Annotated in this window: 20 protein-coding genes; 10 read left to right on the forward strand and 10 right to left on the reverse strand. The window is 60.3% G+C overall.

All coding sequences use genetic code 11. The features are described from left to right. Nucleotides 1–20: 20 nt before the first annotated feature. Both GUC22_RS08075 and pbpG read left to right on the forward strand, forming a co-directional pair. Nucleotides 21–608, forward strand: coding sequence for a Yip1 family protein (locus GUC22_RS08075; protein ID WP_160183458.1), 588 nt, complete (start codon nt 21–23; stop codon nt 606–608). A 174-nt stretch (nt 609–782) separates the two neighbouring features. Continuing rightward, complete coding sequence (pbpG, locus tag GUC22_RS08080) at nt 783–1,730, forward strand: D-alanyl-D-alanine endopeptidase (protein WP_004138574.1); 948 nt, start codon at nt 783–785, stop codon at nt 1,728–1,730. Nucleotides 1,731–1,868: 138 nt separating this feature from the next. Here the strand turns inward: pbpG and GUC22_RS08085 are convergent, their stop codons facing one another. Together GUC22_RS08085 and dld are read right to left on the reverse strand one after the other, a co-directional pair. Further along, entirely contained in the window at nt 1,869–2,423 is a 555-nt protein-coding gene (locus GUC22_RS08085) for a GNAT family N-acetyltransferase (protein WP_160183459.1), read from the reverse strand. Nucleotides 2,424–2,520: 97 nt separating this feature from the next. Further along, on the reverse strand, nt 2,521–4,263 hold the full coding sequence (gene dld / locus GUC22_RS08090; RefSeq protein ID WP_004138578.1) for a D-lactate dehydrogenase: 1,743 nt from the start codon (nt 4,261–4,263) through the stop codon (nt 2,521–2,523). A 194-nt stretch (nt 4,264–4,457) separates the two neighbouring features. Here dld and bglX point away from each other — a divergent pair, with 194 nt between their 5' ends. The 5 genes from bglX to GUC22_RS08115 all read left to right on the forward strand — a co-directional run bounded on the left by bglX (nt 4,458) and on the right by GUC22_RS08115 (nt 10,666). Then, nucleotides 4,458–6,755: a beta-glucosidase BglX gene (gene bglX / locus GUC22_RS08095; protein WP_064342994.1), complete on the forward strand. Its 2,298-nt coding sequence runs from the start codon at nt 4,458–4,460 to the stop codon at nt 6,753–6,755. 167 nt (nt 6,756–6,922) lie between these two features. Then, on the forward strand, nt 6,923–7,840 hold the full coding sequence (locus GUC22_RS08100; protein WP_024359196.1) for an ABC transporter substrate-binding protein: 918 nt from the start codon (nt 6,923–6,925) through the stop codon (nt 7,838–7,840). A gap of 7 nt (nt 7,841–7,847) precedes the next feature. Next, entirely contained in the window at nt 7,848–9,005 is a 1,158-nt protein-coding gene (locus tag GUC22_RS08105) for an ABC transporter permease (protein WP_160183460.1), read from the forward strand. Continuing rightward, on the forward strand, nt 8,998–9,945 hold the full coding sequence (locus tag GUC22_RS08110; RefSeq protein ID WP_004138591.1) for an ABC transporter ATP-binding protein: 948 nt from the start codon (nt 8,998–9,000) through the stop codon (nt 9,943–9,945). Before GUC22_RS08105 ends, GUC22_RS08110 begins: the two co-directional genes overlap by 8 nt. Continuing rightward, nucleotides 9,929–10,666 carry an ABC transporter permease gene (locus GUC22_RS08115; RefSeq protein ID WP_024359193.1) on the forward strand — a complete coding sequence of 246 codons (738 nt, stop codon included), beginning with the start codon at nt 9,929–9,931 and terminating at the stop codon, nt 10,664–10,666. Before GUC22_RS08110 ends, GUC22_RS08115 begins: the two co-directional genes overlap by 17 nt. Here the strand turns inward: GUC22_RS08115 and GUC22_RS08120 are convergent. Together GUC22_RS08120 and GUC22_RS08125 are read right to left on the reverse strand one after the other, a co-directional pair. Then, nucleotides 10,641–10,754, reverse strand: a complete 114-nt coding sequence (locus GUC22_RS08120; protein WP_004103838.1) for a protein YohO — start codon at nt 10,752–10,754, stop codon at nt 10,641–10,643. The two genes, GUC22_RS08115 and GUC22_RS08120, sit on opposite strands and share 26 nt — an antisense overlap. A 159-nt stretch (nt 10,755–10,913) precedes the next feature. After that, nucleotides 10,914–11,672 (reverse strand): MerR family transcriptional regulator, encoded by a 759-nt coding sequence (locus tag GUC22_RS08125; RefSeq protein ID WP_049086417.1) that lies wholly within the window; start codon nt 11,670–11,672, stop codon nt 10,914–10,916. 210 nt (nt 11,673–11,882) lie between these two features. Here GUC22_RS08125 and GUC22_RS08130 point away from each other — a divergent pair, with 210 nt between their 5' ends. From GUC22_RS08130 to GUC22_RS08140, 3 genes are read left to right on the forward strand one after another with little or no spacing between them, the layout of a single operon-like run. After that, nucleotides 11,883–13,571: a sensor histidine kinase gene (locus GUC22_RS08130; RefSeq protein ID WP_004138597.1), complete on the forward strand. Its 1,689-nt coding sequence runs from the start codon at nt 11,883–11,885 to the stop codon at nt 13,569–13,571. Continuing rightward, a complete protein-coding gene (gene btsR, locus GUC22_RS08135; RefSeq protein WP_049086416.1) occupies nt 13,565–14,284 on the forward strand; it encodes a two-component system response regulator BtsR in 720 nt (239 codons plus the stop codon). The genes GUC22_RS08130 and btsR overlap by 7 nt, the downstream gene beginning before the upstream one ends. A gap of 53 nt (nt 14,285–14,337) precedes the next feature. After that, nucleotides 14,338–14,805, forward strand: a complete 468-nt coding sequence (locus tag GUC22_RS08140) for a DUF1456 family protein (RefSeq protein ID WP_160183461.1) — start codon at nt 14,338–14,340, stop codon at nt 14,803–14,805. Between the two features lie 110 nt (nt 14,806–14,915). Here the strand turns inward: GUC22_RS08140 and GUC22_RS08145 are convergent, their stop codons facing one another. The 6 genes from GUC22_RS08145 to GUC22_RS08170 all read right to left on the reverse strand — a co-directional run bounded on the left by GUC22_RS08145 (nt 14,916) and on the right by GUC22_RS08170 (nt 25,587). Further along, entirely contained in the window at nt 14,916–15,377 is a 462-nt protein-coding gene (locus tag GUC22_RS08145; RefSeq protein ID WP_004138602.1) for a YehR family lipoprotein, read from the reverse strand. A 12-nt stretch (nt 15,378–15,389) separates the two neighbouring features. Continuing rightward, nucleotides 15,390–17,396, reverse strand: coding sequence for an SWIM zinc finger family protein (locus tag GUC22_RS08150; protein WP_160183462.1), 2,007 nt, complete (start codon nt 17,394–17,396; stop codon nt 15,390–15,392). Continuing rightward, complete coding sequence (locus GUC22_RS08155; protein ID WP_160183463.1) at nt 17,393–18,529, reverse strand: vWA domain-containing protein; 1,137 nt, start codon at nt 18,527–18,529, stop codon at nt 17,393–17,395. Before GUC22_RS08155 ends, GUC22_RS08150 begins: the two co-directional genes overlap by 4 nt. Next, complete coding sequence (locus tag GUC22_RS08160) at nt 18,529–20,814, reverse strand: DUF5682 family protein (protein ID WP_160183464.1); 2,286 nt, start codon at nt 20,812–20,814, stop codon at nt 18,529–18,531. Before GUC22_RS08160 ends, GUC22_RS08155 begins: the two co-directional genes overlap by 1 nt. Before the next feature lie 10 nt (nt 20,815–20,824). Next, complete coding sequence (locus GUC22_RS08165) at nt 20,825–21,913, reverse strand: ATP-binding protein (protein ID WP_004138609.1); 1,089 nt, start codon at nt 21,911–21,913, stop codon at nt 20,825–20,827. A 77-nt stretch (nt 21,914–21,990) separates the two neighbouring features. Next, a complete protein-coding gene (locus tag GUC22_RS08170; RefSeq protein WP_160183465.1) occupies nt 21,991–25,587 on the reverse strand; it encodes a DUF4132 domain-containing protein in 3,597 nt (1,198 codons plus the stop codon).

Raw genomic sequence — 25,587 nt, forward strand, 5'->3', positions numbered from 1 at the left:
GCCGTGACAAGGGGGACGCTATGAACCATGTCTGGGGGCTCTTCTCTCATCCTAATCAAGAGATGAGCGTTATTAAAAGCGAAAACGAAACCGTTTCGCATCACTATACGCACCATGTGCTGGTCATGGCGGCGGTTCCGGTTATCTGCGCCTTTATTGGCACCACGCAGCTGGGCTGGAATTTCGGCGACGGCACGGTGGTAAAACTGTCGCTGATGACCGGGCTGGCCCTGGCGGTGCTGTTTTATGCCGTGATGCTCGCCGGGGTGGCGGTGATGGGGCGGGTTATCTGCTGGATGGCACGAAGCTATCCGCAGCGGCCATCGCTTAAGCGCTGTATGGTTTTCGCCGGCTATGTCGCCACGCCGCTTTTCCTTAGCGGGCTCGTGGCGCTCTATCCGCTGGTGTGGCTGTGCGCGCTGGTGGGAACCGTTGCGCTGCTTTATACCGGCTATCTGCTGTATCTCGGTATTCCGACTTTCCTTGGCATCAATAAAGAAGAGGGGCTGAGCTTCGCCAGCTCGACCCTGGCGATCGGGGTGCTGGTGCTGGAAGTGCTGCTGGCTATCACCGTCATTCTCTGGGGATACGGCTACCGACTCTTCTGATTTAACTCATTGCCGGCATAAATAGATTTTTATGTCGGCAATGCAGCATTTGTTCACGATTCTTATTAGCCAGCTCGCGTTCTGACAGGGTATGATGATTTTTGCCAGCGGTGTTATCCCCAGCGCCGCGGCGTACGTTTATAACGTGCAAAAATACTTTTCAGAATGTTCACGATGACCAAATTTCGAGTTTCTTTGCTCAGCCTGACGTTGCTGCTGGCTGTGCCTTTTGCGCCCCAGGCGATGGCTAAAACTTCCACGGCGGTGACCGCCTCCCAGCCGGATATCGCTTCCGGCAGCGCGATGATCGTCGATCTTGCCAGCAAAAAAATCATCTATGCCAGCCAGCCGGATCTGGTTCGCCCGATGGCGTCGATCACTAAGGTGATGACCGCGATGGTGGTGCTTGACGCCCATCTGCCTCTTGATGAAATGCTGACCGTTGATATCAGCCAGACGCCTGAGATGAAAGGGATCTATTCGCGCGTGCGCCTGAACAGCCAAATCAGCCGCCGCAATATGCTGCTGCTGGCGCTGATGTCGTCGGAAAACCGCGCCGCCGCCAGCCTGGCGCACCATTATCCGGGCGGCTACGACGCGTTTATCCGCGCGATGAACGCCAAGGCGCAGGCGCTGGGGATGACCCGTACCCGTTACGTCGAGCCTACCGGCCTGTCGATTCATAACGTCTCTACCGCCCGCGATCTGACTAAGCTGCTGATCGCCAGCGAACAGTATCCGCTGATTGGCCAACTGAGCACCACCAAAGAGGATATGGCGACGTTCGCCCATCCGGCCTATACGCTGCCGTTCCGCAATACCAACCATCTGGTCTACCGCGACAACTGGAATATTCAGCTGACCAAGACCGGCTTTACTAACGCGGCGGGCCACTGCCTGATTATGCGGACGGTGATTAATCAGCGCCCGGTGGCGCTGGTGGTGATGGATGCGTTTGGCAAATATACCCACTTTGCCGACGCCAGCCGTCTGAGAACGTGGATTGAAACGGGAAAAGTGATGCCGGTTCCGGCTTCCGCGCTCAGCTATAAAAAGCAGCGTGAAGCGCAGATGGCCGATGCGATGCTGAAAGGCGGCGCGCAGACCGCGCAGAACGATTAACCCCCATTTCCCCGGATTGCGGCGCGCAGAACGCTGGATACCTGTAGCCCGGCTAAGCGCAGCGCGAGCCGGGGGATTTTCCCGGAGGCGGCGCCGGCGCGCCTGTCCGGGCTACCGCTTACCCACTACGCCGAGAGGCTACTCCGGCAGCGTCCAGTCGCCATCGCCGAGCGGGCGCTGTATAATCAGGGTATCCCGCCAGTCGCCCATCTTATAGCCGACGCTGCGCAGCTGTCCCGCCACGCTAAAACCGAACTTTTTATGAATCGCAATCGACCCGGCGTTGCTATGCCCGTCGCCGATAATCGCCAGCATCTGCCGCCACGGTCCCTGTTCGCATTTCTCAATTAGCCGCGAGAGCAGGGCGCTGCCAATACCGCGTCCGCCCATTCCCGCCTCAACGTAAATCGACTCTTCAAGCGTGTAGCGATAGGCCGGACGCGGGCGGTAAAAGGTGGCGTAGCAGTAGCCGACGATGGTGCCGCGCCACAGGGCAACCAGCCACGGCAGACCGCTATCGCGCACGGTTTTGATACGTTTACGCATCTCATCGACGGTTGGCGGGATCTCTTCAAACGAGGCGCGTCCATTGAGCACGTGCCAGACGTACAGCGCAGCGATGGCGTGGGCGTCATCGGGCAGCGCTTCGCGGATCTCTAAGTCAGCGTCATGTAGCTTATCCACTGCGGACATGATGGGTGGGTTCCTTAAACGGGTTTGCCGGAGAGGAGAATTCTCCGGCGTGCAGCGTAATACAGAAGCCCCGGGGCTGAACAGTCCCCCGTGCGGATTATTGCGGGTCGGCGGCGCTTGTCGTTTTATCCGGCGCTTCGCCCCAGTATTTTTGCTTACTGGTTTTACCGATCCCCGGATTCATGCTGTTGGTGGGATCGTTTTCGCGATAAAAGCGTTTTAAGCTTTCCGGCGCTTCATACAGATGGCCGACGTTATGCTCGGCCGGATACTGAGCGCCGCGCTCCTTCAGCAGCACCAGCATTTTCTCTTTCAGTTCGTGGGCATCGACGCCTTTTTTCACGATGTAATCCTGATGGAAAACGTGGCACATAAAGTGGCCGTAATAGAGCTTATGCACCAGCTGGCTATCGATATCGGCGGGAAGATGCTCAAACCAGTCGGTATCGTTACGGCGCAGGGCGATGTCCAGCGCCAGAATATCTTCCACTTCATCGGCGTGAACCGCCTGGTAGCGGATCGCCGCGCCCGCGGCGGCAAAGCGGTGCAGAAAGGCTTTGCTGCCTTCTTCCGCGGTGCAGACGAAGAAATCGCCTTCGGCGTTCTTAAAATACTCCCCGAGCCAGGCCTGGGCTTCTTCAATGCCGTCGCCCGCCATCTTCAGCAGCAGATGGTGTTCGTATTTATCGCGCCAGGTTTTCATTCGCTCCGGCAGATGCGCCGGGAAGACGTGACCCAGCTTTTGCATAAAGCGGTCGGTGAAGTGCGGCTTAAACAGCGACACTTTCTCCAGCATCGCGTCGGTGCGGCCCTTCATGGTAAAGAAGAACGGCATTTTATCGGTGCCGAGCTTGTCGATCATCAGGAAGGTATCTTTCCCGTACTGCTCGGCGATATCGTAAATATCGCGATGCATGTACTCGCCCGCCACCGGCAGATGGTTGAATTCGGCGAGAATATGGCGGCGAATTTCGGTCAGCACTTCCGGGCGGTTGGTGCCGATGTAGAAGACCTGCTGGCGTTTTGCCGCCGGGAAGGTATCGAGGCGCACGGCGAACACCGCCAGCTTGCCGGCGCAGCCCGAGGATTCAAACAGGCGGTCCGGGTCGGCGTTGTAGCGCGCTGGGGTATCGGCATTCACGTCGCGCACGCGGGTGACGTAATCATGATCGTGGGCGTGGCGACCGTCGTGGCGGACATCTTCATCTTTAACCCGCTCGTCGTCGAGGCGGCTAAGAATTTGCTCCGGCGTCGTGCCGAGGTCGATGCCGAGGTGGTTCACCAGGCTGAGCTTGCCGTTTTCATCGATTTGCGCATACAGCGACATTTCGGTGTACGCCGGGCCGCGCTGGACCAGCGAGCCGCCGGAGTTGTTGCAGATCCCGCCGACCACCGATGCCCCGATGCAGGATGAACCAATGACCGAGTGCGGCTCGCGGCCCAGCGGCTTCAGCGCTTTTTCCAGCGAATAGAGCGTCGTGCCGGGATAAGCCAGCACCTGCTCGCCTTTATCCAGCAGATGCAGTTTATCCAGGCGCAGAGTGCTGATAATCACGATATCGCGGTCATAATCGTTGCCGTTCGGCGTTGAGCCTTCGGTCAGGCCGGTGTTGGCCGCCTGCATCAGAATGATTTTGTCGGCGTTGACGCAGGCGTTCAGCACGCGCCACAGCTCCAGCAGCGTACCGGGAAAGACCACCGCCAGCGCGTCGCCCTGGCCGGAGCGAAAGCCTTTACGGTAGCGCTGGGTTTTAGCCGGGTCGGTGAGCAGATGGGACGAGCCGACCAGACGGGTGAGTTCAGCCAGAAAAGCGTTGTTATTGGTTGTTGCAGATGACATGTTCCACTCCTTGTGGTGGTACAAAATTATCAAAAATAAGAATAGCGCTTTGTATGACAATTTGATGCATCAATGTTTCGAAAAATCAGAGAACAACGCGCGCTTTATTCAGGCGTCTCGTTTATGTTTATGGCAGACTTCGACTTTTGCTATCTTTTCGCCGATCTGGTCGACTGGAACAATGAGGGATAAAAATGAAATGGCTTTGTACTGTAGGCGTCGCTGTGAGCCTGGCGCTGCAACCCGCGCTGGCGGATGAATTGTTCGGCAATCATCCCCTAACGCCGCAGGCGCGGGATGCGTTTGTGACGGAACTGCTGACGAAAATGACGGTGGATGAAAAAATCGGTCAGCTGCGCTTAATTAGCGTCGGCCCGGATAACCCGAAAGAGGCCATCCGCGAAATGATCAAAGAAGGTCAGGTGGGGGCTATTTTTAACACCGTGACCCGCCATGATATCCGCACTATGCAGGATCAGGTGATGGAACTCAGCCGCCTGAAAATTCCGCTGTTTTTCGCCTATGACGTGCTCCACGGTCAGCGCACCGTTTTCCCGATTAGCCTTGGTCTGGCCTCCTCTTTTAACCTCGACGCGGTGAATACCGTCGGGCGAGTATCGGCGTACGAAGCGGCCGATGATGGCCTGAACATGACCTGGGCGCCGATGGTCGACGTCTCCCGTGACCCGCGCTGGGGCCGCGCCTCGGAAGGATTCGGGGAAGATACCTACCTGACTACCGAGATGGGCAGGGCGATGGTGGAGTCGATGCAGGGGAAAAGCCCGGCCGATCGCTACTCGGTGATGACCAGCGTCAAGCACTTTGCGGCCTACGGCGCGGTCGAAGGCGGCAAAGAATACAACACCGTTGATATGAGTCCGCAGCGCCTGTTCAACGACTATATGCCGCCGTACAAAGCGGGGTTGGATGCCGGCAGCGGCGCGGTCATGGTGGCCCTTAACTCGCTTAACGGCACCCCGGCGACCTCCGACGCCTGGCTGCTCAAGGACGTGCTGCGCGACCAGTGGGGCTTTAAAGGCATCACCGTCTCCGACCATGGGGCCATCAAGGAGCTGATTAAACACGGCGTGGCGTCGGACCCGGAAGACGCGGTGCGCGTGGCGCTGAAGTCCGGCATCAACATGAGCATGAGCGACGAGTACTACAGCAAGTATCTGCCCGGGCTGGTGAAGTCCGGGAAGGTGACGATGGCGGAGCTGGATGACGCGACCCGCCACGTGCTGAACGTCAAATACGATATGGGCCTGTTTAACGACCCCTACAGCCACCTGGGGCCGAAAGATTCCGACCCGCAGGATACCAATGCCGAAAGCCGCCTGCATCGCAAAGACGCGCGCGAAGTGGCGCGCGAAAGCCTGGTGCTGCTGAAAAACCGTCTCGATACGCTGCCGCTGAAAAAATCGGGCACTATCGCGGTGATCGGCGCCCTGGCCGACAGCAAGCGCGACATGATGGGCAGCTGGTCGGCGGCGGGCGTTGCCGATCAGTCGGTGACCGTGCTGACCGGTATGCAGAACGCGCTGGGCGACAAAGGCAAGATTATCTATGCCAAAGGCGCCAACGTGACCGACGATAAAGGCATCGTCGACTTCCTCAATCTGTATGAGAAAGCGGTGCAGGTTGACTCGCGCTCGCCGCAGGAGATGATTGACGAAGCGGTGGCGGCGGCGAAGCAGTCTGACGTGGTGGTTGCCGTGGTGGGTGAGGCGCAGGGCATGGCCCACGAAGCCTCCAGCCGCACCGACATCACCCTGCCGCCGAGCCAGCGCGCCCTGATTAGCGCCCTGAAAGCGACCGGCAAGCCGTTGGTGCTGGTGCTGATGAACGGCCGTCCGCTGGCGCTGGTGAAAGAAGATCAGCAGGCCGATGCGATCCTCGAAACCTGGTTTGCCGGTACCGAAGGCGGTAACGCGATTGCCGATGTGCTGTTCGGCGACTACAACCCGTCGGGCAAGCTGCCGATGTCCTTCCCGCGCTCGGTTGGGCAGATCCCCACCTACTACAGCCATCTCAACACCGGTCGTCCGTACAATGCGGATAAGCCGAACAAGTACACCTCGCGCTACTTTGACGAGGCCAACGGTCCGCTCTATCCGTTTGGCTACGGCCTCAGCTACACCACCTTTAGCGTTTCCGACGTGAAAATGTCGGCGCCGACCCTGCAACGTGACGGCAAAGTGACCGCCAGCGTGCAGGTGACCAATACCGGCAAGCGCGAAGGGGCGACGGTGATTCAGCTTTATCTGCAGGACGTTACCGCTTCCATGAGCCGTCCGGTGAAAATGCTGCGCGGCTTTAAAAAGGTGACCCTTAAGCCGGGCGAGACGCAAACCGTCAGCTTCCCGATTGACGTTGAGGCGCTGAAGTTCTGGAACCAGCAGATGAAGTACGACGCCGAGCCGGGTAAATTCAACGTCTTTATCGGCGTCGATTCCGCCCGCGTGAAGCAGAGCGAGTTTGAACTGCTGTAATGGCGATTTGTCGCCCGGGTAAGGCGCCAGTCGCAGCCCGGGAACACGCTTTCCGTTATCCTAAAGGCCGATTAATCGGCCTTTTCTTTTTCCGCTCCGCCCTAAATGAACTACGCTTTTCTCTTAAGCTCCTGTTAATGGAGCGCAAATTAAAGAGGGACGCGAGGATGATAAAGGCAAGTGTTTGGTCAGGCGCGCTGGCGCTGGCGGCCCTGATTAGCCTGCCGCTGCAGGCGGCCGAGCCGGTTAAGGTCGGCTCAAAAATTGACACCGAAGGGGCGCTGCTCGGCAATATTATTTTGCAGGTGCTGGAAAGTCATGGGGTGAAAACCGTCAATAAAATCCAGCTCGGCACCACCCCGGTGGTGCGCGGGGCGATAACCGCCGGTGAGCTGGATATTTACCCGGAATATACCGGCAACGGCGCGTTCTTCTTCAAAGAGGAGAACGACCCGGCGTGGAAAAACGCGCAGCAGGGATACGAAAAAGTCAAAAAGTTGGACGCGGAAAAGAATAAGCTCATCTGGCTCACCCCGGCTCCGGCCAACAATACCTGGACTATCGCCGTCCGTCAGGATCTGGCGGAGAAAAACCACCTCGCCTCATTAAGCGACCTCGCCGGCTATCTGCAAAAGGGCGGCGACTTTAAGCTGGCCGCCTCGGCGGAGTTTATTGAACGCCCGGACGCGCTGCCGGCGTTTGAAAAAGCCTACGGCTTTACGCTCAAGCAAGATCAACTGCTGTCGCTGGCGGGCGGCGATACGGCGGTCACCATCAAAGCGGCGGCGCAGCAAACCTCCGGCGTGAATGCGGCGATGGCCTACGGTACCGATGGCCCGGTCGCCGCGCTGGGTCTGCAAACCCTGAGCGACCCGAAGGGCGTGCAGCCGATTTATGCGCCCACCCCGGTAGTGCGTGAAGCGGTGTTAAAAGCCTATCCGCAGATAGCCGACTGGCTACAGCCGGTATTTGCCAGCCTGGATGAAAAGACGCTGCAAAAGCTGAACGCCAGCATTGCGGTAGAGGGGCTGGATGCGAAGAAAGTCGCCGCCGACTATCTGCAACAAAAAGGGCTGCTGAAGTAGCGCGCGCGTGACGATTCGTTGCGGTAACCGGGTTGCGCTGCTGCTGGCGTTGCTACTGCTGCTGGCGATGGCGCTGCCGTTTATCAATTATGCCCCTAACCGGCTGTTATCCGGCGAGGGGCGTTGGCTATGGCAGGTCTGGCCGTGGCTGGCGGGGGGGCAGGCGGCGGTCGCGCTGCTGATAGCGCTGCTGAGCTGGCGTTCAGGGCGCCTCCCGCTGCTGCTTATCTTCCTGCTAGCGGATCTGCTGCTGCCTTTATTGCTGTGGGGGGCCGGCAGGGCGGCGGTGCAGCTGGCCCAGAGCGGTTCTCTTTTAGCCCGCACCTCGCCGGGCAGCGGTCTGTGGCTGGCGCTGGCGCTTTGCCTGCTTATTGCCAGCGATGCGGTTCGTCGCCTGACCTCCCGCGCCCTGTGGCGCTGGCTGCTAAATGCGCAAATCTGGCTGCTGCCCGCGCTGCTGCTGGGACTCGGCGCGCTCAATGACCTCTCTTTGCTGAAAGAGTATTTCAATCGCCGCGATGTTTTTGACGATGCCCTGTCTCAGCATCTGCTCCTGCTGTTCGGCACCCTGCTGCCGGGGCTGCTGATTGGGCTACCCGTTGGCGTTTGGCTCTGGCGGTATCCCCGCTGGCAATCGCCGGTTTTTGCGGTTCTCAACGTGATTCAGACCGTTCCATCCGTCGCGTTATTTGGCCTGCTTATCGCGCCGCTGGCCGGGCTGGCGCGGGAGTTTCCCTCGCTGGCGCAGATCGGCGTTTCCGGGACCGGCATGACGCCAGCGCTGATCGCACTAGTGCTGTATGCGCTATTGCCGCTGGTGCGCGGGGTGACGACCGGCCTGCAGCAGGTGCCGCGTGAAGCGCTGGAGAGCGCGGCGGCGATGGGGATGAGCGGCGGGCAGCGCTTTCGCCAGATACAGCTACCGCTGGCCTTGCCCGTACTGTTGCGCAGCCTGCGGGTGGTTAGCGTGCAAACCGTCGGTATGGCGGTGGTGGCGGCTCTGATCGGCGCGGGCGGTTTCGGCGCGCTGGTTTTCCAGGGGCTGCTCAGCAGCGCGCTGGATCTGGTGCTGCTGGGGGTAATCCCGACCATCGCGCTGGCGGTGGTGGTGGATGCGTTATTCGCGCTGTGGGGCGCATTACTGAAAGGAGAGGCCGGTGATTGAGTTTGACGGCGTCAATAAAGCCTTTGCCGGACAGCCTGCGGTGAAAGACCTCAATCTGCATCTGCGCGAGGGGGCATTTTCGGTGCTGATCGGCACCTCCGGTTCGGGGAAGTCGACCACGCTGAAGATGATTAATCGTCTGGTGGAGCACGATAGCGGGACGATCCGTTTCGCCGGGCAGGATATCCGCCAGCAGCCGGTGCTCGAACTGCGCCGCAAAATGGGCTACGCCATCCAGTCCATCGGCCTGTTTCCCCACTGGACGGTGGCGCAGAACATTGCCACCGTCCCGCAGCTGCTGAAGTGGTCGCGACAGAAAACCCAGGCGCGAATCGATGAACTGATGGCCTTGCTGGGGCTGGAGCCCGGCCTGCGCGAACGCTACCCGCATCAGCTTTCCGGCGGGCAGCAGCAGCGCGTCGGCGTGGCGCGCGCGCTGGCGGCCAACCCGGAAGTGCTGCTGATGGATGAGCCCTTCGGCGCGCTCGATCCGGTGACGCGCGAAGCCTTGCAGCAGGAGATGATCCGCATTCATCGCCTGCTGGGTCGCACGATAGTGCTGGTAACCCACGATATCGATGAGGCGCTGCGGCTGGCGGACCATCTGGTGTTGATGAATGGCGGCGAAGTGGTACAGCAGGGGGAGCCGCTGCAGATGCTGCTTGAGCCGAAAAATGCGTTTGTGCAGACCTTCTTTGGCCGCAGCGAACTGGGCGTGCGCCTGCTATCGCTGCGCGGCGTCGGCGATTATCTGCGCCGCGACGAGCGCCTGGCGGGGGATGCGTTAAACGTGGCGATGACCCTGCGCGAGGCGCTGTCGCAGTTCGTTGCCCATCGCCGCGAGGTGCTGCCGGTGGTCGATGAGCAGGGAGAGGCCTGCGGGACGCTGCATTTTGCCGACCTGCTGCGCGAGGAGGCCCGGCGTGAAGGCGCTGCGTGATCCGCTGCTGTGGCTCAGCGCCATGTTTATCGCGCTGCTGCTGGCGTTGCCCTACAGCGCGCCGCTGTTCAGCGCACTGTTTCCCGAGCTGCCGCGTCCGGTTTATCAGCAGGAGAGTTTTGTCTCTCTCACCCTGGCGCACTTTTGGCTGGTGGCGCTCTCCAGCCTGGCGGCGACGATCGTGGGCGTCGGGGCCGGGATTGCGGTCACCCGTCCAGGAGGACATGAGTTTCGTCCGCTGGTAGAGACCATCGCCGCAATGGGGCAGACGTTTCCGCCGGTCGCGGTGCTGGCGATTGCGGTTCCGGTGATGGGATTTGGCTGGCAGCCCGCGCTGATCGCGCTGGCGCTGTATGGCATATTACCGGTTTTGCAGGGCACGCTGGCCGGAATTGGGGCGGTACCGTCCGGGGTATTAACCATCGCTCAGGGGATGGGGATGAGCGGCTGGCAGAGACTGATGAAGGTTGAGCTGCCGCTGGCGGCGCCGGTGATGCTCGCCGGAATTCGTACCTCGACTATCGTCAATATCGGTACGGCGACCATTGCTTCAACCGTTGGCGCGAATACGCTCGGTACGCCGATTGTTATCGGCCTCAGCGGATTTAATACCGCTTATGTCATTCAGGGGGCGCTGCTGGTGGCGCTGGCGGCGATTATCGTCGACCGCGGTTTTGAACGGCTGAACCGGCGAATCAGCCGACACCGCCGCGAACAATAAACGAATAACCGGCCAGCATCACGCCGCCGATGCCGCTGATGGCCATAAATAAGAACAGGGTAATCACCGCAATTTTCGCTGGCTTCATAATAGGCTCCTGATGTTAACGCAGGGATTATACGGTGAAGCGCAGGTGTTAATAAAACATTAATTGCTTTTTAGCGACGACAATATCCCCGGCTCGCGCTGCGCTTAGCCGGGCTACGGACCCACAGCAATCTGCGATCCGGTAGCCCGGACAGGCGCCTCAGGCGCCGCCTCCGGGAGACGCGGCGGTGGCGTGATTGAGCCAGATAATCTGCCCCTGCTGCTCCCAGAGACGCATTTGGTTGACCTGGGCGCTGCAGGGCGTCTCTCCGCACCAGACCATCAACGTACTCTCGGGGAAAAGTTCCGGCCGGAGCTGGTTTAGCGAATGGGCGAGAATATCCACCCGCCAGCCCTGCTCACTGGCTATCCATCCCTCCAGCCATAGCCGGGTAATATCGCTAACGTTCCAGCCCACAACCAGCGCATGGTTACCGGGATATTTTGCCGTGGATGACAGACTGCGGGCGATATGATTAATCAAAATACCGTCAAGGATGCCACGCAGCGCCAGCAACGTCGGCTGCGGGCTAAGCAGGCGCTGGCGTAAAGGGTTAATCAGGTGCTTGACCAGAATTTGCGCAGAGTCGCTGTGGTTGCGCTCCTTAAGCCACATGCGCAGGCGATGATAGCTACCGGTTTGCAAATAGTCGAGCAGGATCTCCTGCTGAGCGCGCCAGCCGTCGGCCACCTCCTGCTCGTTATCCATCAGCAGCGTTTTCACTTTCCCGACCTGCACGCCGGACTCAATCCAGCGCTTAATTTCGCGAATGCGGTCTATTTCATATTCGTTGAACAGGCGATGACCGCCGTCGGTACGCTGGGGTTTCAGTAATCCGTAGCGCCGCTGCCAGGCGCGTAACGTCACGGGATTGATATCGCAAAGCTGGGCAACTTCGCCGATTGTATAAAGCGCCATTTTCTCCTCCCGCTGTGTTCTCCTCCATTAACTGTAGAAGCTGTTTGCCGAAGCGGGAATTTTTGTCTGTTTTTTGTACAAAAATGGACCGTCGAGACGCGGAGAAGTGTGATCTTAACCATGAATTATCATTTTCATGTATTGCTTCAAAGAAAGTTATAAGCAAGCAGTGTATGTTACGCGCTTTCAAATGAAGTGTGGTCTGCGGGTATGTACGAGTTCGATCTGGTGTTGCTGCTGCTTCAGCAGATGTGCGTGTTTTTGGTCATCGCGTGGCTGATGAGCAAAACGCGGCTGTTCATCCCGTTAATGCAGGTCACCGTCCGATTACCGCACAAGCTGCTGTGCTACGTGACCTTTTCCATTTTCTGCATCCTCGGCACATACTTCGGCCTGCATATCGAAGACTCGATCGCCAATACGCGGGCCATCGGCGCGGTAATGGGCGGCCTGCTGGGCGGCCCGGTAGTCGGCGGTCTGGTGGGGCTGACCGGCGGCCTTCACCGCTACTCGCTGGGCGGCATGACGGCGCTGAGCTGCATGGTGTCCACCATCGTCGAGGGTCTACTCGGCGGCCTGGTGCACAGCATTCTGGTCAAACGCGGGCGGCCGGATAAAGTCTTTAGCCCGCTTACCGCCGGCGCGATCACCTTTTTCGCCGAAATGGTGCAGATGCTGATTATTCTACTTATCGCTCGCCCGTTCGAAGATGCGCTGCATCTGGTACAGAGCATCGCCGCGCCCATGATGGTTACCAACACAGTCGGGGCGGCGCTGTTTATGCGCATCCTGCTGGATAAGCGGGCGATGTTTGAAAAATATACCTCGGCTTTCTCAGCCACGGCGCTGAAGGTTGCCGCGTCGACGGAAGGGATCCTGCGTCAGGGATTTAACGAAGAGAACAGCATGAAGGTCGCGCAGGTGCTGATCCAGGAGCTGGATATCGGCGCGGTGGCGATAACCGATCGCGATAAGCTGCTGGCGTTTACCGGGATCGGCGACGATCACCACCTTCCCGGTAAACCCATCTCTTCGCTGTATACCCAAAAGGCGATAGATTCCGGCGAAGTCGTTTACGCCGACGGCAACGAAGTGCCTTACCGCTGCTCGATTCATCCCAACTGTAAGCTAGGATCGACGCTGGTTATCCCGCTGCGCGGCGAAAATCAGCGGGTGATCGGCACCATTAAGCTCTATGAAGCGAAAAACCGCCTGTTCAGCTCGATCAACCGTACGCTGGGAGAGGGGATTGCGCAGCTGCTGTCGGCGCAGATCCTGGCCGGTCAGTATGAACGGCAAAAAGCGCTGCTGACGCAATCGGAAATCAAACTGCTGCACGCCCAGGTGAACCCGCATTTCCTGTTCAACGCGCTGAATACGCTAAAAGCGGTGATTCGCCGCGATAGCGACCAGGCCGGACAGCTGGTGCAGTATCTGTCGACCTTTTTTCGCAAAAACCTGAAGCGGCCTGCGGAAATCGTCACCCTGGCGGATGAAATTGAGCATGTGAACGCCTATCTGCAGATTGAGAAAGCGCGTTTTCAGGCCAATTTACAGATTCAGATGCTGGTGCCCGAAGCGCTGGGACAGCATCAGCTTCCGGCGTTTACCCTGCAGCCAATCGTCGAAAACGCCATTAAACACGGGACTTCGCAGCACCTCGGGGTGGGCGAGATCACCATCCGCGCCAGTCAACACGAACGCTGGCTGCAGCTGGATATTGAAGATAATGCCGGGCTGTACCAGGACAAACCCAGCGCCAGCGGGCTGGGCATGAACCTGGTCGACCGCCGGCTGCGGGCGCGCTTCGGCGCCGACTGCGGGATCACCGTAACCTGCGAGCCGGAATGTTTTACCCGCGTTACGCTGAGACTGCCTGTGGAGGACAACGCATGTTAAAAGTATTAATTGTCGACGACGAGCCGCTGGCGCGTGAAAACCTGCGTATTTTGCTGGAGGCCCAGCCTGATATTGAGATCGTCGGCGAATGCGGGAATGCCGTCGAAGCGATTGGCGCGGTGCACAAGCTGCGCCCGGACGTGCTGTTTCTGGATATCCAGATGCCGCGCATCAGCGGCCTGGAGATGGTCGGCATGCTCGATCCCGAGCATCGCCCCTATATCGTCTTCCTCACCGCGTTTGACGAGTACGCGGTGAAGGCCTTTGAAGAGCACGCGTTTGATTATTTACTGAAGCCGATTGAATCCGCCCGGCTGGAAAAAACGCTGGTTCGTCTGCGCCAGGAGCGCAGCCTGCAGGATATGACCGTCCTCGACGATACTCAGCAGGCGCTGAAGTACATTCCCTGCACCGGACACAGCCGGATCTGGCTGCTGCAGATGGAAGACGTGGCCTTCGTCAGCAGCCGGATGAGCGGGATTTACGTCACCGACTGCGAAGGAAAGGAGGGCTTTACCGAGCTGACCCTGCGCACCCTGGAGAGCCGCACGCCGCTGCTGCGCTGCCATCGCCAGTACCTGGTCAACATGTCCCATCTCAAGGAGATCCGCTTTGAGGAGAACGGCCAGGCGGAGCTGCTGATGCGCGCCGGGCAAACGGTACCGGTCAGCCGCCGCTATCTGAAGAGCCTGAAAGAGGCGATTGGGCTGTAAAATGGCGGAATCGTGATAGACTGAGCGGCAGAATTTTTCATCATGAAGGCAATATGATCAGTAACGATATCTTACGTAGCCTGCGCTACACCCTGAAAACCAACAACAACGGCCTGGTAAGTATTTTTGCGCTGGCGGATGCGCCGGTGAGCGCGGAACAGCTGGTTCCCTGGCTGAAAAAAGAAGACGAAGAGGGGTTTGCGCGCTGCCCGGATATTGTGCTGTCCAATTTCCTTAACGGCCTGATTTACGCGAAGCGCGGTAAAGATGAATCCGCGCCGCCGCTCGCTGTCGAGCGCCGGGTCAACAACAACATCGTGCTGAAAAAGCTGCGAATCGCCTTCTCCCTGAAGACGGATGATATTCTCGCTATCCTCACCCAGCAGAAATTCCGCGTCTCCATGCCGGAAATCACCGCCATGATGCGCGCCCCGGAGCATAAAAACTTCCGCGAATGCGGCGACCAGTTCCTGCGCTACTTCCTGCGCGGGCTGACCGAGCGTGAACACGAGAAATCCTGATATGCCTCCCCCGGCTTGCGGCGTAAACGCCTGAACCGGGCTACCCGAAGGCACGGCCCCGTAACCCGGCTTGCGTAGCGCCAGCCGGGAATTCTCCAGACCAGGCAAGGCTATTTCACTTCTTTAAAACCCTGCGATTTCAGCAATTTCTCCGACTCGCTCAGCGAAATAAACTTTTGTGAACAGTCGGAAAAGCTGGCCCCCGGCAGGTGACATAGCTCGCTGATTTTAGCCTGATTAAAGTCGATGGAGAGGTGTTCCTGCGCGACGTTCTCTTTATAGTCGACGCTGTGGGTGACGCCTTTGATTTTGCTGTAGGCCGCGCCGATGGGGTCGATGACCTTGCGCGCCTGCTCTTCGTTGCTCACGCCGAGCGATTTATAGGGGATAGTGTTATCCGCGTCCTGGCGGGTAACGACATCGTCTTTGTAGTGATAGGTGTAGGTCAGGTCAACGCCGTTGATCGTGTTGTTGAACGTTTTGACCTCATCTTTGTTGTTATCGCAGCCGACAAGCGTGGCCATCAATAGCGTTGCGCCCAGAGCGACGGTGATCCTGCGGTTAAATTTCATTATCATTCCTTGTTAATCAATCATCATCTCTAATTGTATACAGAGTTGCGCGATGGCGCTGAGCGTATCCTCGGCGGTGGCCGTTTCGCTCTCGCCCAGTTGCTGAAGCAGACGCGCAAGATGGCTAAAACCCTGGTTCGTCGACTCGCCGCCCAGCGTGGCGGCCTCGCGAAACAGGCTCTTTTGCTGATAGCGCAGGCCGTTGTGCGCTATCTGGATCAGTAGCGTCCGGGCGCGCTGCAACAGGCTCAGGGCCGGCGAGCGCGGCGGCAGTACATCGCCAACAGGCAACGGCGCGACGGGAAGCGGCTCGGCGTTCAGCGCCCAGGCGCGGGTACGGGTCATCATGACCAGCGGCTCCAGGCTAAGCTGCCCGTGATGAAAGCTGACCAACCCGGAAACCATCACCACCGGATCGTCCTCTTGTCTGAGCAGCGCCGCCATCCGCTCAACGGCATACGGCGCGCTGGCGGAGGCGGGAAGGGACAAGTACAAAACGTTGTTTTCCCCCTCGCCGCTGAGGACCTGCGCATCCAACGTTTGCCGGGCGGCGTCCCATCCGACGGCAAGGCAGGCCTCCACCGGCAGAATAAACAGGTTATCAACCTGATTGAGCGGGCGCACCCAGGCCGGGGGGCGCTGGCGCAGATACTCACGCAGGGCCGCGGCGCCCGGCTGCCGCAGCGGCGCGCTGAGCAAAAGCCAGGCATCTTCGGTGAGCGGAAGGCTGCTGCTCAGACGCTGACGGGCGCCCAGCAGCAGCTCGCCGCCGGCTGTGCGGCGCGCTGACCGGGTAATGATTTGCCCGCCCGCCAGTATGCCGGCCTGAAAGGTAAACAGGCGGCGCTGCCATAGCGGATTTTGCGCCCGTTCAGCCAGCGGCCAGCTGTGCGACAGATGCAAAATGCTGCCGGTATCCGGATCGCTAAACCAGAGACGTAAGCCGTACTGCTGGTTATCCTGCCAGCCGCGCATGCCAAGGGAAATCAGCCGCAGATGATCGAGCTGCGCTTCACCGGCAATACCCTGACCGACGACGGTGCGCCACGGCAGGGGCGGCGTCTGGCCGGCATCGGCAAGCTGCGCCATTCGGTCGGCGCTCTCAAGACGGGCATTAAGGCCCGCGAGCTGGGCCAGCAGTTGCTCAGGCACGTAGTGGCTGGCGCGCTGCTGGCAGGCATCGACGCCTTCGCGCAGCTCGGCAAGCGCGCCGATGACCCAGCGCCAGTTGGCCGCATGCGCTGCGCGCTGCGCGCGGGTGAACGCGGCTTCGAAGCTGATTGGCGGCTGGCTGACGCCGTTTTGCCACAGCAGTTGGCTTAGCTGACGGAGGCTTTGTCGACAGGCTTCGCCCTCGGGCGTAGCACAAGGTCCGCCGCGGGCGGCGACCCTGCGGCTGTGGGTTTGCCAGACCAGATGCGTAAAGCCCGGCTGTTGGGCTTCGGCGTCGTTAAAGGCCTGCACCGCCAGCGCGATATGCTCGCACAGGGAGCCTTCGATGCAGTCGCAGCGGGCAAAGCGGATACTGCTGCGGGAATAAAAACGCACATCGCTCATCGGCAGCTTTGCCGACGGCGTTTCGTTGGGTCGGCAGAACAATTCCACCGTCAGCCCTTTATCCGCCAGCTGCTGCGCCCGCTTGAGAATCGACTCGGGCAGGGTGGCCAGCTCCTCCTGCCACAGGCCGGGATGCCAGCGCTCGTCAGCGTTTGGCTCCCCTTCAGGAGCCGCGTGACCGGCGTTGGCGCGCTGATAGCTCAGGATAAGCATCACGCGATGGCGGCACATGCCGCTAGCGCCGCAGGTACAGCTGGACTCTTTGAGGGCCCGATCTTTTTCCAGCCGGGTACGGGTACCATCGCGAAAAACGGCGGTCAGCGTACCGGCCTCATCCTGCTCCAGCGCGGGGATATTGCCGTTATCCAGCTCTTTTTGAGCGCGTTTCACAAACCCGGCGTTGCTCAGCGCGGTGAGCGCCTGCGGCGTGAGCTCCAGTAATTCAGGGCGTAAAGGCATCATGATTGTAAATTCTCCGCCAGCCAGGAGGCGAGCTCGCCGGGCGTCATGGCGGCGATTTGCGCCCCGACGTTGACCAGCGACTGGGCCATTTCATGGTCATAACAGGGGGATGCCGCGTCGTCCAGCGCCGCCAGGCCGAGGACTTTGATGCCGCTTTGTACGCTCTGCTTGACCTGGTTAATCAACAGCGAGTTCGCTCCGCCTTCAAAAAAGTCGCTCACCAGCACAATCACGCTCTTGTGCGGTTGCTCAATCAGCTGCCGCGCATACTCTACGGCCTGGGCGATATGGGTGCCGCCGCCGAGCTGAACTTTCATCAGCAGCTCGACCGGGTCGGCGACATCCGCCGTGAGATCCACCACGCTGGTGTCGAACGCCACGAGGTGCGTGCGAATGCCGGGCAGCTGCCATAAGCAGGCCGCCATGACCGCGGAATGAATCACGGAATCCACCATTGAACCGCTCTGATCGACCAGCAAAATCAGCTGCCATTTTTCGCTGTGGCGCTTCACGCGGCTGATAAACTTTGGCGATTCAATGTACAGCTTGCCGCGCTGCGGGTCCCAGTGCTGGAGGTTGGCGCGCAGGGTGCCTTTGAAATCAAAGTTGCGCGCCAGCGGGATGCGCGAAGGCCGCTGCCGGTCGCGCGCGCCGGAAAACGCCTGACGAACCTCTTTTGCCAGCTGGGCCATAATTTGCTCCACCACCTGGCGCACCAGCTGTCGGGCGGCGTTCAGCACGTCAGGATTCATCAGATGTTTGGTATGCAGCACCGCGCGCAGCAGGCTTTCGGAGGGTTGAATTCGTTCCAGCACTTCCAGATTCGTCACCACCTCGTCAATGCCGTAGCGCAGCACCGCATCGCTCTCCAGCCGCTCGATAACCGGCTGCGGAAACAGCGTATGAATGGCGTTGATCCACTCCGGCGTCGTCAGGTCGGACTCTTCCAGCCCGCCCAGCCGTTCGCCCCGCTGCAGCCGTTGCGGATCGCGGCCGTAAAGCCACTCCAGGGCCCGGTCTACCTGGCGGGCACGCTCGTCGAGACCGCCGAGGCTATTGTCGGCGGCCGGGCCCAGAATCAGCCGCCAGCGCTGGAGTTCACGGGTTGTCAAAATATCGGATAGCGGATGCATTAGCGTCCTCCCCAGTGGCGAAGCGCCGCCAGCGCCTGCTGCTCCAACAGCTGGTGATGGATTAACCGCTGCGGCGAGCAGGAAACCGGCGCCTGTAGCGCATGGGTCGGCAGCATGGTCATGTGATAGTGATCGAGCACCTGGCGGGCCAGCGCGCCGCGTTCGCGGGGCGGCAGCCAGGCCATCGCCGCGCGTAAATCCGGCAGCGCGAGAATAAACTCCTCTTCCGCCAGACGGGTGAGACGCTCGCTGAAGCCAGCGATAAAGGCGGGCTGACAGGCAAGCTGATGGCGGGCCAACGCCAGCATGCCATGTACCGCCTCTCCCAGACGCTGCGCGGGCAGCCGCGTCAGCAGGGCCAGCGCCGTTTCAGCGGTAGCGGCGGGGTGCTCGAGACGCATCAGCGCGCCAAGCGCCGCGCCGCGGTCGAGCGGTGCGGCATCGGCTGCGTGAATTCGCCGTTCAAGCAGCGCGAGAGCGGCGCTGAGCGAAACGCCCGGTAAAACGCTGCCGCTGTGGAGATCGCGCAGGATGTGGCACAGGGTCTGCCAGCTATGCAGATGGGCGTGAAACTGCTTCTCGTCGGCGACGCCGCTGGATTCGCAGAGCCACAGCGTCCGGTCAAGCGCCGCGCTGAGCGTGATTTCCAGCACGGCGGCGTTCTGCATGCCGCCGATGTCATCCCGCTGCCAGAGGGCATACAGCACCTCCAGCGCCGGCCCCATTTCGGCAAACTGGCTCTCTTCGGCAATCAGCTGCGCCAGCTGTTCCAGCATCTGCTGGCTAAAGGTGGCGAGCCCCGCCAGCGCCGCCTGATTGAGGCTGGCGGCGAGGCTTTTGATGCCAAAGGAGGAGAGAATATTCCCTTCCAGCCGCCGTCGCGCGGCATCCGCGAGGGAGGCGCCGTAGCGGGCGGATTCAATCAGGACGGCATGCTGTTCCATGGTGCGAAACACTCCCCAGCGCTCTTCGCCATCGCCGGAAAGGGCTACCGCGCTGCCGGTTCGCTGCTGGAACCCGGGGATCTCAAGAATGGCCAGCCGGTGTAATACCTGACTTTTCGCTAATCCGTCGGGCGCAAAGCGGTTGAGGTTCAGATTCGCCGGCGGGGCAATCCCGACGCGCGCCAGCTCGCGTTCGACGTCCTGCGGCAGCGGCGGCAGCGGCGTTCCCGGCGCGAGCTTGCCGAAATCCGCCCCCGCCAGCGCATCCACGATGGTCAGCAGAATAGGATCGGTTTGCGGATGGATGGCGCCGCGATAGCTCCACGGCAGCGGGGCGTTTAGCGCTTCTTTGATTAACGAGCCCGCCAGCGCGTCAAGCCAGTCGCAGCGCAGGGGCTGGGTATGGCCGCGCATCCGGGCCAGCGCCATGGCGCGCAGATGGGCGGCTGCCAAATCGGCGGTTGAGGCCGGAAGGCGATGCTGACGCAGGCGGGCGAGCAGGGTTTTCAGCAGCTGTTCCCCGGCCTGCCGCTGACCGAGCTGCCAGCACCAGCGCTGCCAGACCGGCGCCGGCATCCCGGAAAGATAGCCCGCCAGTACGTCCAGCCGCTTTTCGCTGTACGGCGTCAGATAGCAGCCGGTGACGGCATCGGGCGTCGGCGGAGGCGGTAATGCCGGCTCCTGCTCCTGCGCCGGGCAGTTCCGCCACAGGGTAGCCAGCGCCGGAGCGTGCCAGCCGCCGCAGACCACCACCACCGGGCCGTTATTTTGCCGCATCGCCCATGCCAGCCAGCGGGCCATATAAGCTTCCCGTCGCCGGCTGTTTTCGCCGCCGCCGCTGTCGCCGCGTAGCTGGACAAACCAGGTCTCCAGCGCCTGTTTCAGCCCGGCGCGCTGGTTTTCATCTTCGAACAGATGGTCCCACAGCGCGTCGGTATTCTCCATGCCGCTGACCTCGAGCAGGCGCTGATGGTCATCGGCGCGGCGGGCGTCAGAGGGATCGCTGTCGTTGTCGTCCTGCGCCCAGACGGGTAAATCGATAAAGCGGATATGCGCCCCCGTTGCCCGCGCGGCCAGCAGCGCCTGCCACTCCGGCGAGAATTCGGCGAACGGCGTCCAGGCGCTGCGTCCTGCCGCGCCGCCATGCTGCTGCTGGCAGTAGCTGTAGACGGCGATGGGCAGCTGATGGGGTAAAAAAAGCTCGTCCAGGCGATGGTTAAAATCCGCCGGACCTTCAATCAGAACGTAGCGCGGGCACACGCGTTCTATTCGTTCTTTCACCAGGCTGGCGCAGGCCGGGCTGTGGTGACGAACGCCGATGATTAACGGCTGTTCTGGCATGCGTGTTCCCTCACGGCAGGCGGTGGCGGGCCTGATAATAGGCCTGCCAGTGGGCTTCTTTATGCGTGCCGACGCGTTGTTCAAAATAGCGGCGCAGGCGGGCGCGGTCATCTTCATTGTCTTTCACGATGGTACCGGCGATGCAGTCTACCAGGTCGGCGGGTTCGCCGGCGCGACCGGCGAGGAACCATGCCCGCACGCCGACGGCGTGGGCGACGTTGACCGCTTCGGCGGTGGACATCACCGCGCTGAGGGTATCCATCGCGGTTTTCTTACCCCCGTCGGCGCGCAGATCGCGGAAGGTCTGGATCAGCAGTTCCAGTACGACATCGGGGACTTTATGCGGGATGCCGCTATGCTCCAGCAGGCGGGCCGACGCGTTAGCCACCAGTTCCAGCTCCTGCTGAAAATCCATAATCGGAAAGACGGTTTCGAAGTCGAAGCGGCGTTTTAGCGCCGCGCTCATTTCGTTAACCCCGCGATCGCGGGTATTGGCGGTGGCAATAATATTAAATCCGGCGCGGGCATAGAGCTGGCTATCGTCGCCGGTTAGCTCCGGGATCGCCATGACGCGGTCGGATAGCATCCCCAGCAGGCAGTCCTGAACCTCCAGCGGCGTGCGGGTAATCTCTTCAAAGCGGACGATTTTACCGTCACGCATGCCCTGATACAGCGGGGCGGGCACCAGCGCCTGCGTCGACGGGCCTTGGTTTATCAGCAGCGCATAGTTCCAGGCATATTTGATTTGATCTTCGGTAATCGCCGCGCCGCCCTGAATGGTGAGCCCGGCGTCGCCGCAGATGGCGGTGGCCAGCAGCTCCGAGAGCAGCGATTTAGCCGTACCCGGCTCGCCGACCAGCATCAGGCCGCGCCCGGTCGCCAGCGTGACCAGCATCCGCTCGACGGCGGCCGGACTCATGACCACCTTGCGGCTAATGTCGCGAGCGCTATCGCCAAGGATAAACGCGCGCGCCGCAGGCAGGCTTAGCTGCCAGCCGGGCGGGCAGGGGAAACAGTCGTTCTGCTGCAGCCGGGCGAGCTCATCGGCGTAAAGTATGGCGGCAGGGGGGCGCTGAAGATGTGGTTCCTGTTGTATCATCGTTTCTTCCTTAAAGAGACCGCGGTAATGGGAGCATTTTTATCCTATGTGCAGCGAATAGCGTAAACGCGCTTTGCTTATCCACGGAAAATGACCTCAATCGTGCTTAGCGCCTCGCTGAGATCCTGTGGATCGAGCTGTGAGAACGCAGCGGGCCGTTCGCCATCATAGAGTCTGATGGCGGCAAACCGCTGAGGAGCCTTCGCATCCATGTTGTAGTGCACGAACCCTGGCGTGATTTCCAGAATCAGTCGATGCCGCCCGACATCGTAGCAGAAACGGTTTTCAGCGCCCTGCCACCAGCCGCGACTGCGGATGCCCAATAATTGCCCGCAGGTTGTTGATTTTCCCTGCCAGCGCGTAAGCTCGCTGCGGGCGGTTTCTTCCGCCAGCAGCTGCACCGTCTGGCGCGTCAGCTGGCGGAACGGTGGCAATAGCTGATAATCGGCAAAAATTTGGCTAAATGCTGCCCGCGTCGCGTCATCCATTTCCAGCGGATGAACAAGGCCGAACAGCGCCTCTTCCGGTAGAGCGATAGGGTCATCCTGGCCATCGCAGAATTCCTCTTCCGCGGCGACGCGAAAGGCGTTGAGCAGGCGACGGGGTTCACTGGCGGCGTAGATTCCCCATACCAGGCGCCGGGTAAGATTGTTGGTTAGCGGATGATCGACAAACAGCGATTGAAACTCCGTTCGCGTCCAGCGCCGCGCCAGCCGCAGGGCATTTTCCAGATGCGGCAGCAGGCGTTTGGCCACCTGGGCTGCGTCTTTTTTCAGGCCTTTCAGCCTGGCCAGCGCTTCCGCGGCTTTTACCTGGTCATCTTCGGCGCGCAGGCGCGGCAGGCTCTTTTGCCGCGCTCCCTGCTGGTCGTAAATCACCGGCAGCAGATTTTCATCAAAACGGACATAAAAGCCGCGGGAACCAAAATCAAAAGCCAGCGTTTGGGGATCGTCCTGCCCCAGCGTAGGCGTTAGCCGATCCTGCAGCTGCTCTTCGCTGAGATCGCGGGCTTCGGCGACCTCTTTAAGAGACTGCCTGGCGCTTTCGCGCAGCGGGCGGGATTTGGCGCCCTGCGCGATGTGGTGCAGCTGCAGCAGCGCCATATCGCTGCCGATGCGGGTGAGAAGATGCAGCCCGCTGGCGGCGCGGGCGGATTTCCCTTCCTGCGGCCAGGCCAGGATAAGCTGGGTTAAATCACGCACTGTCGCTTCATCGCCAAAAATCCCCAGCGCCTGAAACGCCCAGTTATCTTTGGCTGGGGCTCCGGCAGTCTGCCATGCGTTAAATAAATCCCAGACGAAAGCGGCCAGCGATTGGGGCTGGCAGGCGGCTTTGGCTAAATCCAGCCCGCCGTAATGATGGCCGCCCTGGGCGAAGCGCAGCATTTCGCCAAAGATCTCCAGCGCATCGTCGGTCAACGGCTGGTCGGTGCCGATAAGCCGCGGCCTGCGCCAGAGCGTCGGTTGCCAGAAGTCAGGCACTTTTGGAATGCGGACAGGGTAGTTGTCCAGCGGATCCTGCGTCAGCAGCTGTTCCAGCTTCGTCCACAGTGCCGGTTCGTTCCAGCGTTGTGCTACCGCTTTCAGCCGTTCATGGTGGCCTTCCTGGTACAGCAGACGCAGCGCGTTAATAGCCGCCTCGCGGCTATCGCCCGCTTTATCGAACGCCAGTGGGATTAACGCGGCGGCTGCGTGCTCCGGCCACTGCAGGAGCCACTGACGAGCCAGTTGGCTGTGCGCCTGCAAGCGTCGCCAGACGCGGGCCATCGGTAGCGCCAGCTCCGTTGCGCCGAGATGCGTCAGCAGGGGGAAGATCTCCTTTGGCCGATGCTGCAGCGCCAGCAGCAGGCCGGGTAGGGCATCGGTCCCGAGAATGCTCAGCGCATATTCGGCGCCGACAAATCTAAAGTTAGCGGCATTGATGCCCTGCCAGGCCACCAGCGCCCGCTCGCGAGGCAGCTGCATAAGCAGATAAAGATTCCAGCAGTCGTTAGGGTTGTAGGCCTTTACCAGGTAATCCCCCCATGCCTCCAGTAGCGTACCGATATCGAAGTTTTGCAGTGCGTGGCAGGCGTTGCCCCACCAGACATAGCGATGAAAATATTTCTCCGTATCGAAATGGTCCCGCTTGCCGCATAACGTGTACTGGTGGAACAGGTATTCAATACTCTGAAAGCCCAGCTCCTGCATGACGATGGTGCAACCTATGCTGGCGAGACGTTCATCGAGCGGAAGGTTATTAAAGAAACAGGCGGGTTTGCTGGCAGCCAGCGCTTCCCGCTCTCCTGGCTGCCAGTGCTCCTGAGGCGCAACGGTCAGCGACGTTAGCGCAAAACGCGGGGGCGCGACTTTTTTCTTTTTGCTGCGCCACGGCGGCGAGCGCAGGATCTCCGGCAGGCAGGAGCGATCGGTTGCCAGCGTAACGTCTGAAGGCATCGATGGTCGGCTGGCCGCCAGAAGTTCCTGTGCCTTCGTGCTTAGCCAGGGAGTAACCTGCTCAGCCAGCTGAGGATGCGTATTGAGCAGCGTCCGCAGCAGCATTCTCCAGCTTTCTTCACGCTTTTTCTGCTGCTGCGGACGCTTTTTCTCTGCGATCTCAGGATAGCCCGGACGAGCGGGCGGTTCCGGCAGCGCCAGCAATTCCGCTACAGCGGCCAGAGCGGCATGGGGATATTTTTTGGCGAATGTTGACACGCGCTGCTGGCTGGGTTTGTTTTTATCCGCCACCAGCAGCAGCAGCCGGATAGCCTGCGGATGGTTAATTTGCGCCAGCAGGCTGCCGCAGTCATCCCGGTGCGCATATATCGCCAGCCTGGGGATCGCCGCCAGCCCCTGCTCGCGCAGCAGGGCCGCGCAGGCGGAGTAACCGTAGCGGTTTTCGTCGCACATCTCGCTGGCCTGACAATCGGTAAAGACATCAAGCCAGCAGGATTGCTCCAGTACTGCCAGCTTAGCAGGATCTGTCGCTACCGCTTTCAACCACTCGCTTGATGAACGGCTGGCGTATTTATCAGCGTCGAGCAGGCTATTCGCAACGTCCGGTCGTTCCGGCAACAGCAGGGCAATAAACGGTTTACGATTAAGCTCGATATCAGGGAGCGCGCGGATAAGTTTGTCAGCGCAGCGTAGCCAGATCGCCTCTTCAGCCAGCGAAAGGTGTTTTCGCAGACGCAGATCGAATTCGTGGTAAGTATCGCAGCGAAAACCGTACTGGTACGCTTTTTTCGGATGAGAAAAAACGATGCTGGGTGGCTGAAGATTGCTGTGGGTCACGGTGATAAATTGCCGTTCAATCACCACTTCGGTGGCATATTCCACGCCCCTTAGCTGGACGATTTCATCGAGTAGCTCGGGACTGTCATCTTCTGCCAGCCGGGTAAGCGCCGCCAGCGCGCGGGGGGGCATTGCCGGTTTGGCTTCGCCCACATAGCCGACCGCCTGCGCAATAGCCTGCCGCCATTCGGCAGTGCATGTTTCATAGTCCCACGTAAGGGCCTGAATATGCTGATAGCGCGAGAGAATATCGTTCGCCAGTCGTTGCAGGCGTCCCTCTTCGATCGGCGGTACCGGGTCGCCAGGCCAGCGGCGATGGCTTAACGGTTGTTTGCCCTTTTTAAAGGATAGCTCCAGCTGCGCGTCATCCGCCAGCCATGGCGGGAGTGCTGTGTTGTGCAT

Source organism: Klebsiella sp. MPUS7 (genome assembly GCF_009905335.1).
GTDB lineage: Bacteria > Pseudomonadota > Gammaproteobacteria > Enterobacterales > Enterobacteriaceae > Klebsiella > Klebsiella grimontii.